Annotated in this window: 11 protein-coding genes and 1 pseudogene; 4 read left to right on the top strand and 8 right to left on the bottom strand. The window is 76.5% G+C overall.

The window, feature by feature from the left end:
• Positions 1 to 60: 60 nt before the first annotated feature.
• Positions 61 to 1404: a hypothetical protein gene (locus Q7T67_RS12255; RefSeq protein WP_304789670.1), complete on the bottom strand. Its 1344-nt coding sequence runs from the start codon at positions 1402 to 1404 to the stop codon at positions 61 to 63.
• A gap of 46 nt (positions 1405 to 1450) precedes the next feature.
• Entirely contained in the window at positions 1451 to 2191 is a 741-nt protein-coding gene (locus tag Q7T67_RS12250) for an SMI1/KNR4 family protein (protein WP_304789668.1), read from the bottom strand.
• Positions 2192 to 2267: 76 nt separating this feature from the next.
• On the opposite strand from Q7T67_RS12250, the gene Q7T67_RS12245 reads away from it, so the two are divergent.
• From Q7T67_RS12245 to Q7T67_RS12235, 3 genes are all read left to right on the top strand, one after another.
• Positions 2268 to 2447 carry a hypothetical protein gene (locus Q7T67_RS12245; protein ID WP_304789665.1) on the top strand — a complete coding sequence of 60 codons (180 nt, stop codon included), beginning with the start codon at positions 2268 to 2270 and terminating at the stop codon, positions 2445 to 2447.
• A 113-nt stretch (positions 2448 to 2560) separates the two neighbouring features.
• Positions 2561 to 4132 (top strand): MFS transporter, encoded by a 1572-nt coding sequence (locus tag Q7T67_RS12240; protein ID WP_304789662.1) that lies wholly within the window; start codon positions 2561 to 2563, stop codon positions 4130 to 4132.
• Entirely contained in the window at positions 4111 to 5088 is a 978-nt protein-coding gene (locus Q7T67_RS12235) for a LysR family transcriptional regulator (RefSeq protein ID WP_304789659.1), read from the top strand. The genes Q7T67_RS12240 and Q7T67_RS12235 overlap by 22 nt, the downstream gene beginning before the upstream one ends.
• On the opposite strand, the gene Q7T67_RS12230 is transcribed toward Q7T67_RS12235, so the two are convergent.
• Positions 5085 to 6413: an aspartate kinase gene (locus tag Q7T67_RS12230; RefSeq protein ID WP_304789656.1), complete on the bottom strand. Its 1329-nt coding sequence runs from the start codon at positions 6411 to 6413 to the stop codon at positions 5085 to 5087. The two genes, Q7T67_RS12235 and Q7T67_RS12230, sit on opposite strands and share 4 nt — an antisense overlap.
• A 105-nt stretch (positions 6414 to 6518) precedes the next feature.
• Here Q7T67_RS12230 and Q7T67_RS12225 point away from each other — a divergent pair, with 105 nt between their 5' ends.
• Complete coding sequence (locus Q7T67_RS12225) at positions 6519 to 6680, top strand: hypothetical protein (RefSeq protein ID WP_304789653.1); 162 nt, start codon at positions 6519 to 6521, stop codon at positions 6678 to 6680.
• A 127-nt stretch (positions 6681 to 6807) separates the two neighbouring features.
• Here Q7T67_RS12225 and Q7T67_RS12220 read toward each other — a convergent pair whose 3' ends face one another.
• From Q7T67_RS12220 to Q7T67_RS12200, 5 genes and pseudogenes are all read right to left on the bottom strand, one after another.
• Positions 6808 to 8130 (bottom strand): serine hydrolase, encoded by a 1323-nt coding sequence (locus Q7T67_RS12220; protein ID WP_304789650.1) that lies wholly within the window; start codon positions 8128 to 8130, stop codon positions 6808 to 6810.
• Between the two features lie 123 nt (positions 8131 to 8253).
• Complete coding sequence (locus Q7T67_RS12215) at positions 8254 to 10578, bottom strand: cellulase family glycosylhydrolase (protein WP_304789647.1); 2325 nt, start codon at positions 10576 to 10578, stop codon at positions 8254 to 8256.
• 232 nt (positions 10579 to 10810) lie between these two features.
• The gene (locus Q7T67_RS12210; protein ID WP_304789644.1) at positions 10811 to 11479 is read right to left on the bottom strand and encodes a recombination mediator RecR; all 669 of its coding nucleotides are present in this window, start codon (positions 11477 to 11479) and stop codon (positions 10811 to 10813) included.
• Positions 11480 to 11571: 92 nt separating this feature from the next.
• Complete coding sequence (locus Q7T67_RS12205; protein ID WP_304789641.1) at positions 11572 to 11910, bottom strand: YbaB/EbfC family nucleoid-associated protein; 339 nt, start codon at positions 11908 to 11910, stop codon at positions 11572 to 11574.
• Positions 11910 to 12376 (bottom strand): annotated as a pseudogene (locus Q7T67_RS12200) (hypothetical protein); the annotation flags it as partial. The pseudogene Q7T67_RS12200 and the gene Q7T67_RS12205, both read right to left, overlap by 1 nt.

Genomic DNA, 12376 nt, shown 5'->3' with positions numbered 1-12376 from the left:
GGCACGTCGCCGGTGCCCGGGTCACCGCCGGAGGGCCGCCCCCCCCCCGGCGCGATGGTCCTACCGCGTCAGGTCCTCGCCGGAGCGCCCGACGCGCCGGCCGTCCAGCGACGCCCGCCAGACCCGGTCCTCGCCCTCGCCCTCGAGCAGGACGAACCAGCCCGGGCGCCCTCCGTCCGCCGCGCCGCCGTCGGGCGCCAGCGAGACGGACTGCACCTGCGCGGCGGCGTCGGTCGACAGGCGACGGCCGATCGTGCGCAGCGCGCGGGCCGGGCCGGCCGCGTCGACGTCGGACAGCGCCACGGTGTCCTCCCCGGCGCTCGGGCTCACCGCGGAGGGATCGAGCCCGAACGCCGCGTCGACCGAGACGAGCCGGCGGTCCGTGCCGTCCTTGACGCCGGCGAGCAGGCGCTCGGGCTCCAGGTTCAGCGTCGACAGCAGGATCTCGCGGGGGCTCTCGTCCTGCAGCGCGGGGAGGGCCCCGAGCGCACCCAGGGCCTGACGCAGGTTGTCGGGCGCCAGCAGCGACGTGCCGGAGATGCCTTCCGGGACCGTCGCCGGACCCGGCTGCCCCTTCGGTGGGGCGGGTGCGCCGTCCTTCGTGCGCACCACGGACCGGCCCGCCTGGTCGGCGCTCCAGGTCCGCGACACGTCGGGGCCGCCCTCCACGGACGCCGTCCAGCGGAGGGGCTCGTCCTGGTAGCTGTAGGCGGTGAGGCTGCGCAGGGCCCCGGTCGCCCCCGGACCCAGCCCGCGGACGACGGCCTCGGCGATGGCGCCTGCCGCCGGGGCGTCGAGGTCGGTCACGGGGACGCCGCGCGACGTCGCCGAGGTCGAGCTGCCGCCGACCGCCGTCACCGCGCCGTCGCGGCCCAGGGAGAGGGACCGCGTCCCGTCGCCGTCGGCGGTCAGCACGCGGGCGCTGGCGTACGAGTCCGTGATGGAGACCGAGAGGACGCGCTCGCCGGAGCCCATCTCGACGCGCAGGAGCCCGACGGCCCGCGCGACCCGCTCGGCGGTCAGCGGCGTGGTGCCGACGATGCCGACGCGCCCGCCGGAGCTGGCCGTCGGCGCATCGTCGTCGACGAGCGACCCGACGATCGCGAGCAGGACGAGCACCACGGCGCCGACGCCCCCGGCCAGGCGCGTCAGCCCCTGGACCCGCTTGCCGGCCCGTGCGCCGACGGGGCGGCCGCCGGTGACCGACGGCAGGCCGCGGACCTCGGGCACCACGGCGTCGTCCTTCCGCGTCGCGGGGGTCCACGGCGCGCTGGGCGACCCGAAGGACCGGTGCTCCGCGGCGCGCGGGTCGCGGGTGGACCGCTCGCCCGGCCGGCCCAGCGTGCTCGGCCGCGGCGCCTCGGGCTCGACGGGGCGCCCGAAGGCGTCGTACTTCGGGCTCATGTCCGTCGGAGGGTCGCAGGGCGCGGGGTGCCGCGCCACCCGCGGATCACCAGTCCGGCAGCGCCTCGGCCTGCTCGCGCACGTCGGCGACGCTCAGCGGCCAGCCCTTGTCGGGGTCGTAGACGAGCCCGTCCAGCGACGGGCTGGCCCAGCGCAGCGTCTTCTGCAGGTGCTCGCCGGCGCTGCGTGCCATCTCCTCGGGCACGCCCTGCAGGTCCAGGGGCAGCTCGAGCTCCTCCTGCACCTCGTCGATCAGCTCCTGGCCCCCCGGCTCGGTGTCCTCGAGCGCCCAGACGTAATGGGCGATCCAGCCCTGCAGGAAGGCGTAGAGGTCCTCCCCGACGATCGCGCACGACGGAACGTCCTCGTCGCCGTCGCCCGCACCGATCAGGACCACGAAGGGCCGTGCGGGCTCGTCCCGCGGGGACCAGATGCCGAAGACGTCGCCGCCGGCGTCCGCCCCGAACGGCACGACCTCCTCGGGCACGAACCACTCGCGGGAGCGCAGCGCGTTGCGTGCCGTCGCGACGTACGGGCCCGGGACCAGGCGGGTCTTCACCAGCGCGTAGGTGCGCAGGTTGCCGCCGAGGAGCACCGCTCCCCCGCCGACCGTCCGGGACCACTCGCGGAGCTGGGCCGGGATCGGCCGGCCGAGCTTGCGCTCCGCCTCGTCGATGTCGTCGTCGTCCGCGCCGCCGGGCAGCTCCGCGTCGGGGTCCAGCAGCTCGACCGCCCGCAGCAGCCGGTCCAGGCGGTCGGCGTCCTCGGGACTCAGGTCGGGTTGCACGCGTACGAGGCTAGGGGATGGGCGCGGGACTCCTGCGCCGGGTGGCGGGCCGCCGCCGTCCCGGTACGGTCCCGCCATGCCCGACGGCCCGCAGGACCCCGGGGAGCGCGAGCCGCTCCTGGACCGACTGGAGCGGACGCGGACCTTCCGCCTGGCGGGGATCCTCGACCGGGCCCAGAACGCGCTGGGCTGCGCGGTCCTCGTGCTCCTCGCGGTCCTGACCGTGCTCTACCTGCTGGTGCGCGCCGTCCTCTGACGGCAGGGCGGTGCCCGCGGGCCCCGACGTCGCAGGTCATGCCGATCCGCTCTGGGCCCAGCCCGAAGCGGTCTTGGACGGTCGGCCGGCGCGGACCTAGCGTCCGTCGCCCGATGCGCGCCTCCCCCGAGACCCTGCTCCCCCGACCTGCCGGATGGACCCTCGCGGTCGTCCTCGTGGCCCTGATCGCCGCGCCGATGTCCTTGACCAGCGTGACCGTCGCGCTGCCGGACATCGGACGCGACCTGGGGGCCGGGGCGGCGGCCCAGGCCTGGGCGGTGACGGGGTACAACGTGGCGTTCGCCAGTCTGATGCTCGCCGCGGGCTCGCTCGGCGATCTCGTCGGACGACGCCGGCTGTTCACCACGGGCACCGGCCTGTTCGCCGTCGGGCAGCTGATCGCCGCACTCGCCCCGTCGATCCTCGTGCTCGACCTGGCCCGCGTCCTGGCCGGCGTCGGGGCCGCGACCATGCTGCCGTCGGGCAGCGCGCTCCTGGCCGCCCGGTTCGAGGGTCCGGCGCGGGCCCGGGCCTTCGGGGCGTTCGGCACGACGCTGGGCGCCGGCCTGGCGCTCGGCCCGGTCCTCGGCGGGGTGCTGACCGACGTCGTCGGCTGGCGCTCGGTGCTCGTGGTGCTCGCGCTGCTCGGCGCCGTGGCCTGCGTGCTCGCCCCGCGGCTGATGGACGAGTCCCGCGACCCGGCCGCCGGGCGCGTGGACTGGGCGGGCACCGTCCTCTTCACGGCCGCCCTGGCCGTGCTGATCGTCGCGATCGTCGAGGCTCCGGAGCGCGGATGGCTGTCCGGTCGCACCCTCGTCTCCGCAGCCGTCGGCGCCGGGCTGCTGACCGCGTTCGTCGCGGTCGAGCGCCGCACGGCGCGTCCGATGCTCGACCTGGGCCTCCTGCGCCACCGCCGCTTCGTCGGCCTCGGGGTCGCGGCGATGGCCGTCGTCATCGCGTTCGTGCCGCTGCTCGTCGACCTGCCGACGCTGCTGCAGGTCGTACGCGGAGCGGACGCCGCGACCGCCGGTGCGCTGCTGCTGTTCCTCACGGTCCCGACGCTGCTGGTCCCCGTGCTCGCCGGCGCGTTGCTGGCCCGGACCGACATCCGGACCCTCGTGGCCGCCGGACTGGCGCTGGAGTCCATCGGCGTCGCCTGGCTCGCGCTCGCCCCGCCCGACGGCGCCCTGCCCGCGCTCGCCCTGCCGCTGGTGGTCGCGGGCACCGGCGTCGGGATCGCCAACGGGATCCTCGACGGCGCCGCGGTCTCCGTCGTACCGCCCGCCCGGGCCGGCATGGCCGCGGGCCTGTTCAACACGATGCGGTTGGGGGCCGAGACCCTCGCGATCGCGGTCGCCGGATCGCTGATCGTCAGCCTGACCGCGAGCGGCGTCTCCGCCGACGGCCGCCTCGCCGCCCCGGTGGACGCGGATCGCATCGCCGGTCTGATGACGCAGGGCGACGTGCAGGGCACGGCGGCGTCCGCCGGGGTCGGCGGCCGGTCCGTGGTCGACGTCGCCGTCGACGCCTACGCGGGAGCGTTCGAGGCCACGCTCTGGGGCCTCGCCGGCGTCTGCGTCGTGGCGCTGCTCGTCAGCGCGGCACTCCTGCGCAGGCGGCGTACGGCACAGACGCGACGGGACGAGCGCGTATCGTCGGACGGGTGCTCGACCTCCGTCGCCTGAGCTACTTCGTCGCGGTGGCGACCGAGCGCAGCTTCACGCGCGCCGGCGAGCGGCTGCTCGTGGCCCAGCCCGCACTGAGCCGTCAGGTCCGGCTGCTGGAGGACGAGCTGGGGACCCCGCTGCTCGTCCGCGGGGGACCGGACGGCCTCGAGACCACCGCCGCGGGTGCCCTGCTGCTCGCGCGTGCGCCCGCCCTGATCGCGGACCTCGAGGCGCTGCGCGAGGACGTCGAGCGACTCGGCGGCGACGACCGCGAGTCGCGCACGGTCCGCCTGGGCTACGCCGCGAGCGCCGGGTACGAGACCGCGGTCCGCGTCGTCGCCGCGATGCGGGAGCGCGACGGGGCGATCGACGTCCGCGCCCGGGTCGTCTGCGTCGCCGACGCCCTCGAGGCCCTGGGTGCCGGCACGCTCGACGCCGCGCTCCTGCGCGAGCCCCCCGCGTCGTCGGCGTTCGAGCGCCGGCTCGTGCGTCGCGAGCTGCAGGGCGTCCTCCTGCGGGACGACCACCCGCTGGCCGCCCAGGAGGTCGTCTCCCTGTCCGCGCTGCGCGACGTCCCGATCGTCGTCCATCCGCGCGATGCCAACCCCGGGCGGTGGGACGCGATCGTCGACGCCTGCCGGGCCGCCGGGTTCGAGCCGCGACTCGAGCCGCCGCTCGTGGCCTTCGATCCCGCGCACCAGGCGATCCGCGACGGTGCGGGCGCGACGATCGTCAGCCGGCCCGCGGGCGGCACGGGCGACGGCCTGACCTGGCGCCCGGTCGCTCCGGCGCTGGTCCTCGACGTGGTGCTGCTGACGCCGCGGGTGGCCGCGGCGCCGGGCGTGGCGACCCTGGCCGCCGTCGCCGGTGAGGTGGCGGAGGCGGAGGGCTGGCTCCGCGACCCACGTCGCCTCGCCCCGCTCCCGCCCGAGGCCGGGCGGGACGCGCCGGGTGCGGGGCGCCTGACCGCCTAGGAGAACTGCCCGAAGGGCTGCTCGGGGCGGATGGTGTCCTCCCCCGAGAGCCCGAACGCGCCGTGCAGCGCCCGCACGGCCTGCGGGACCTGCTCGCCGGGGACGACGCAGGAGATCTTGATCGGCGACGTCGAGATCATCTCGATGTTGATCCCCTGCTCGCCGAGCACGGTGAAGACCTTGGCCGCGACGCCCGGGTGCGTCTTCATGCCGGCGCCGACGATCGAGACCTTGCCCATCTCGGCCTCGGTGCGCACGGCCGTGACGCCGAGGTCGGCGACCACCGGCTTCAGGGCGTCCTGGGCGGCCAGCAGGTCCTCGCGCGGGACGGTGAACGACATGTCGGCGCGCGCGTCGGGCTCCGGCGGCTCGTTCTGGATGATCATGTCGACGTTGACGCCGGCCTCGGCCAGCGCCGTGGCGATGGTCCCCGCCGCCCCGGGGGTGTCGGGGACGCCCTTCAGAGTGATCCGCGCCTCGACCGTCGAGTGCGTCACGGCGGTGATGAGCGGGTTCTCCACGGTGTTCTCCTGGTTGGACTTCTGGAGGGCGGCGGCCGCCTCGGACTCGGACACCACCCAGGTGCCCTCGGCGTCCTCGAACGACGAGCGGCAGTGGATCCGCACGCCGTGGGTCCGGGCGTACTCGACGGAGCGCAGCTGCAGGACGCCGGCGCCGGAGGCGGACATCTCGAGCATCTCCTCGAACGAGACGACGTCGAGCTTCCTGGCGCGCGGCTCGATGCGGGGGTCGGCGCTGAAGACGCCGGGCACGTCGGTGTAGATCTCGCAGACGTCGGCGCCGACGGCGGCGGCGAGCGCGACGGCGGTGGTGTCCGAGCCGCCGCGGCCGAGCGTCGTGACGTCCTTGGCGATCGAGACGCCCTGGAAGCCGGCGACGAGCACGATGCGGTCCTGGTCCAGCGCCTCGAGGATGCGGTCGGCGCGGACGTCGAGGATCCGGGCCTTCGTGTGCGACGTGTCGGTGACGATGCCCGCCTGCGAGCCCGTCAGCGAGATCGCCTCGTGGCCGAGGTCGTTGATCGCCATCGCCGCCAGGGCGCAGGACACGCGCTCGCCGGTCGACAGCAGCATGTCCATCTCGCGCGGGGCGGGGCGCTCGGAGATCTCCAGCGCATCGGCGATCAGCCGGTCGGTCTCCTTGCCGCGCGCGGACAGCACGACGACGACGCGCTGGCCGGCCTCGCGCTTCTTCACGATCCGGGCGGCGGCGCGCTTGATGCGCTCCGCGTCGGCGACGGAGGTGCCGCCGAACTTCATGACGACGGTGTCGCTGCCGGTTCCGGTGTCGAGGAGGGGGCTCATGCGCGCGATCGATCCTACGGGGCGGGCCTTCCGGCGCGTCCCCAGGTGCGCCGCGGTCCCGGGCGACCGACCCGGGCGGCGGACGAGCCGCTGTACGCTCGGCCGATGCCCCCGCTGCTCGTCCTGAAGTGGATCATGGTGGTCGCCGGGGTGATCCTCGCCGTCTCGCTGTTCGTCGACGGCTCGATCCTCCTCGGCGTCCTGTTCGTCCTGCTGACCGCGGCGTTCCTCCGCGAGGCCCTGCGGGAGCAGCGCGCCCGCTCCTGACCGGCGCGGTGCGGCGACGCGGGGCGATGTGACGGACCGTCGCGTTCCTCGTCGTCCGGTGCGGCGACCCGGTCCCCCGCGGACCGGCGGGCACCCGAGTCGTCCGCCGTCGACCCCTCCCGCGGGCTCAGTCCCCGAAGAGGACCGGGTGCTCGACCTTCGGGGCCTCCAGGCCGATCCGCCGCGTCAGGTTCCACAGGTCCGGCAGGTGCGGGGCGAGCGCGGGCTTGCCCGTGGTCACCAGACCCACCGAGGTCGCCCGGCGCGGGTCGGCCCAGCCGAGGACGTTCGTGAACCCGAGGTGCCCGAACGCGCTCTCCGTGTCGGGCCCGTACAGGCCGAGGGCCTTCGCGCCGAGCATGTAGCCCGAGGCGTGGCGCAGCGGCGCGCCGAGGGTCAGGTCCATCTCGTGGTGCGAGCGCTCGATGATCGCCCGGCGGATCGTCCGCGGCTCGAGGATGCGGGTCCCGTCCAGCTCGCCGCCGCCCCGCAGCAGCTCGAGGAACCGCGAGAGCTCGTCGGCGGTCGAGACGACGTTGGCCGACGGGATCTCCGCCGTCAGGAACCGCGGGTCGTTCGAGACGTGGGTGACCGCGTCCAGCGACATCCCGAACGCGCGGGTCAGCGCCGTGGAGAGCGGCGGCACCGGCGGCAGGCCGGTGGCGTGCGCGGTGCCGACGAGCGGCAGGTCCTCCTCGGCGACGCCGTAGCCCATCCAGCGGAACCCCAGCGGCTCGAGGATCTCCTCGCGCAGGACGTCCTTGAGCTCCTTGCCGGTGACGGCGCGGACGACCGCCGCGAGGACGAAGCCGCCCGAGATCGCGTGGTACGAGAGCCGGCTGCCTGGGCGGGTCCGGACGAGCGCCTCGTTGAGGTGCTCCATGACGAAGTCGTGGTCCTGGATCCGGTCCATGTCGATGACCGACCCGGGGATGTTCGGGATGCCCGCCCGGTGGGAGAGGACGTGGTCGATCGTGATCCGGTGCTTGCCCGGCCCGACGAACTCCGGCACGTACTCGCCGACCCGGTCGCCGACGTGCAGCAGACCGCGCTCGTCGAGCAGGTGGATGACGGTCGCCGTCACCGCCTTCGACGCGCTGAAGAGGCAGAACGGCGTCTCGGGCGTGGCCAGGACGGGCTCGGCGTCGGCCGGCTCCTCCGGTCCCACGCCGCGCGCCCAGCCGATCGAGCGGTCCAGCACGACGACGCCCTCGCGGCGGATCGTCAGCGTGATCGCCGGGTGCACCCCGTGGCGGAACAGCCGCTCGGTCGCGGACCAGATGCGCTCGACGCCCTCGGGCGTCATCCCGCCCTCGGCCGCGGGCCGCTCCGCCGGTGAGCGCGTGGTCAGCGGCTCGAGGTCCCGGGGGATCGCGACGCGCCGCAGCGGGTCGGGCACGAGCGGCGGCCGGGGCAGCCGGACGGCGGGGAGCTTCGGACGCAGCAGCACGCGCGCAGCCTACGGAACCGAAGGGGCCGGCGCCCGGTGCGGTGGACGCCGTCTCCGGCGGGCGTCGGGGACGCGGCCGGGCGGGTCGCCCCGGGGTGGCGCGTGGCCGCTCGCGGCGGGCGTCTACCGGGCGGGGCGGAGGACCGTCAGGGCAACGGTCCGGGTGCTCCCGACGGCGCGGCCGGCGGTCGGGGTGAGGACGGCCCGGTAGGCGCCGGGCGCCAGCGGACGGCCCGCGGCCCGCCCGGTCACCGGCACCACGGTGCGCCCCGCGGCGACGCGGCGGGTCTGCGCCGTGACGTGGACCCAGCGGACGCAGGACGCCGACGCGCCCGTGCGCCGGGTGGGCACGACGCAGCGTCCGCCCGACCACCGACCGGTGGTGCGTCGCTGGAGGGCGACGCGCAGGCGCGATGCGGAGGCGACGAGCACGCTGACGCGGGTCCCGCCGCGGCCGCCTGCCGCGGGGCGGAACCGGGTCGGGCTGGCGCGCACGGCGGAGACGGTGGGCGCGGCCCCGGCGCCGGGCCGACCCGAGGTCGAGGGGGCGGCTGCGGGGCGGGCCGACGGCAGCAGCGACCCGAGCGACCCGACGGCCGCCCGGACCGGGTCCAGCACGGCCCCGGCGAGGCTGCCGACCGCGCCGGTCAGGCCACCGACGAGCGAGCCGACGGGATCGACCGCGGGGGTGGTCGCCGCGGACGACGGGACGACGGGCGTCGTCGGCGTGGCCGCGACGGGGGTCGTCGCGGCGGGGATCGTGGGCGTCGTCGGCGCGGGTGTCGTCACGGCCGGCGTCGTCGTGACGGGCGTCGTCGTCGCGGGATCCCCGTCCGGCAGCGGTGCCGGGGTCGGGGTCTCGCCCGCGCGGGCCGGGCGCAGGACGACGGTGTGCGCCCCGGCCGGGAGGGTCAGGCGCAGCTCGCGGCCACCGACCCACTCCGTCGCCGAGGACAGGGTGGCGGCGGCGCGGCGGCCGGTCAGCGCGCCCGCCCCCGGCGCGGCCCCGTCGACGGTGACGACCGGCGCGGCACCGGAGGACGGGGCCGCGGCGGCGAACCGCGCGCCGTCCCAAAGCTCGACGGCCCCCGCCCCCGTCGTGCGCACGGTCAGCGTCCCGTCGGCCCACGTGGACGTCGCCGTCGCGGTGCTCGAGGCCCGCAGCCGCGCGCGCCCGTAGTCGCGGGCGATGCCGGACTCGGCGCGCTGCCCGCCGTCGGCGCGCAGGACGCCCCAGCCGTAGTCGGCCCCCGGGGCCTGCTTCCAGATCCAGACGATGCCGCCGGCGTCGAGGCGGTCGAGGTGCCGGAGGACCTCGCCCCGGTGCAGCTCCCACGGGCCCGTCGAGGCGCCGGGCAGCTCCGAGGGCGCGAGCGCCGCCCCGTAGCGGCGGGCCTCGGCGGCCGCGTCGTCGAAGCTCCGCTCGAGCTTCGCGTACGTGCCCTGTCCGATCTGGCCGTTGTAGACGTCGGTGTAGACGTGCGGCGCGTAGACGAGGTTCGGGTCGTCGCTGAACCGCGCGGCGACGGCGTCGTCGTCGGTCTGGGTCCGCGTGGCCTGCGGCTGGAACCAGATCGGGCCGTCGTAGGCGCCCGCGCCGGGCCCGGTCCCGTCGGGTCCGCGGAGGCGGCCGATCAGGCGGCGGTAGAGCGGCCACAGGCGGGTCGGCGAGAACGTGTCGGTCGCCATCGGGTCCGTCCCGACGGGGTCGACCGGCTCGTTGTAGAGCTCGACGCCCGCGAGGCCGGGCCCCAGGTCCTCGCCGACGGCGGCCAGCCGGGCCAGCGCGTCGGCGTAGTGCTCCTGCAGCCCCTTGCCCTCGACGGTCGCGTCGGTGAAGAAGGCCTGGGCGGCCGTCCGCGAGGCCGCCGTCCCGTAGTACGGGTGCCCGCCGGAGTCCTTCGCCGTCGAGGCGCCGCCGGTGGCGGAGGCCCAGGCGGGGGCGCCGTCGCTCTCGTCGCCGGACGGTCCGAGGCCCGCGGCGTAGCGGTCCTGGTGCAGGTCCAGCAGGACGCGGACGCCCTGGTCGGTGAACGCCCGGGCGGCGGTGCGGACCTGGTCGAGGTAGGCCGTGTCGTAGGCGCCGGGCCGCGGGGCGATGCGCGACCAGGACACGGCGAGCCGGACGACGGAGAAGCCGAGCGCCCGGGCCTGCGCGCCGTCGGCCGGGGTGACGGCGACGGTGTCGTGGACCCCGCCGTAGTCGACCAGGGCGTTGACGTTGGCGCCACGCAGGCGGACGGTGCGCCCGTCGGCGGTCCGCAGGACCTTCGTGCCGTCGGCGGCGACGGCCACGCCGAGCGCGTCGGCGGAGCTCAGCGCGACGGGGTCCGACGCCTCGGCCGAGCTCCCGCCGTCCGCCGCGGCGACGGCGACGGCACCTCCGGCGACGATGACGACGGCGAGCGCGAAGGCGGTGCAGCGGCTCAGGGAGGTGCGGGCCGTCATCTGTCCTCTCGATCGGCCCGCGGGAGCACGGACCGACACGAGTGACAACGTATACGGACGAGCGTCCGAGGCAGAAGGCCCGCAGGCGATCGCCCGGACGGTGCCTGCCCCCCGCCCACGTCTCAGCGCGCCCTCGGACCCCGCCTGCGGCCGGCCCGCGGGTCGGACCGCGGTCGGACCGGCCCGGGACGGCCCGATCCGACCGCCCGCCGGAGCGCCGCGGGCCGGCGACTCAGATCGCCCGGCGGCCCGCGAACGCGCGGCCGAGGGTGACCTCGTCGGCGTGCTCGAGGTCCGCGCCGACCGGCAGGCCGGAGGCCAGCCGGGTGACCGTCACCTGCGGCGAGCGCTCGCGCAGCTCGGCGCCGATGTGCAGCGCGGTGGCCTCACCGGAGGTCGTGGGGTTCGTGGCGACGACGACCTCGGTGACCGTCGGTCCGCCGGCAGGCCGGGTGCCGTCGTCGACGAGCGGCCCGTCGCCGGTGACCGGCGCGTCGGGGTCCCCCTCGAGCACGCGCCGGTAGAGCTCCTGCAGCCGCAGGTCGCGCGGACCGACGCCGTCGACGGGCGAGAGCGCGCCGCCGAGCACGTGGTACCGGCCGCGGTACTCGTGGGTGCGCTCGATCGGCAGGACGTCGGCCGGCGTCTCGACCACGCAGAGCAGCGCCGGGTCGCGGCGCGGGTCCTCGCAGACGACGCAGCGCTCGCCCTCCGCGAGGTTGAAGCAGATCCGGCACTCGCCGATCAGCTCCTTGACCTCGATGAGCGCCGTCGCCAGGGCCCGGGCGTCCTCGTCCGGCCGGGAGAGCACGTGGTAGGTCAGGCGCTGCGCGGTGCGCGGGCCGACGCCCGGCAGCCGCGAGAACGCGGCGACGAGGCGCTCGATCGGAGCGGGCTGCACCGCTCAGCCCCGCCGCGGACGACGGGCCGGGGGGACGGCCGGGCGCGTGCGGGCGCGGGGCGCCCGGTCGCGGGCGCCGGCCGTCGGGGGCATCAGAGCCCGAGGCCGCCGAGGCCCATGGCGCCGAGGTCCATGCCGCCGGTGAGGCCGCTCATCCGCTTCTCGGCCATCTCCTGCGCCTGGCGGATCGCCTCGTTGACGGCCGCGGTGACCGTGTCCTGCAGCAGCTCCGCGTCCTCGGGGTCGATCGCGTCGGGGTCGATCGTGACGGACTTGACCTCGAGGGCGCCCGTGATCTTGATCGTGACCATGCCACCGCCGGCGGTGACGTCCAGCTCCTCGGTCTTCAGGGCCTCCTGCGCGGCCGCCATGTCGGCCTGCATCTTCTGGACCTGCTTCATCATCTGCTGCATGTTCGGCTGACGGGCCATCAGGAATCTCCGGGGGTGGGGGTCTCGGGTGCGGACGTGGGGTCTTCGGTCTCGGTGCCCGGGGAGGCGACGCCGGACGCGCCGTCGCCGACCTCCTCGGCCTCGAACTCGGTCATGACGCGGCGGACGACCTCGTCCTCGGGCAGGAGCTGCTCCTGGGGTGCCTCCACCCCGGCCTGCTCCTCGGCGCGGATCACGAAGCGGACGCCGAGGAACTCCTCGAGCTCGGCGGCGATCTTCTCCTTCGCGTCCTCGCGGTTGATCGTCCGGGCGGCGGTGGCCTTGCCGGCCGGCACGCCGAGCACGAGGTCGTTGCCCGTGACGGACACCGCGCGCGCCTGGCCGAGCGCGGCGCGCACGGCCCCGCTCATCCGCTCGGCGATGCCGGGCAGCTGCTCGTCGACGTCGCCGGCGGTGATGCCGATCGGGGCGGCGGGTGCGGCAGCCGCGGGCGGGGCGGGGGCCG

The sequence above is a fragment of the Patulibacter sp. genome (genome assembly GCF_030655195.1).
GTDB lineage: Bacteria > Actinomycetota > Thermoleophilia > Solirubrobacterales > Solirubrobacteraceae > Patulibacter.
Note: the sequence above shows the minus strand (reverse complement) of the source record. Positions and strands in the feature narration are given on the sequence as shown.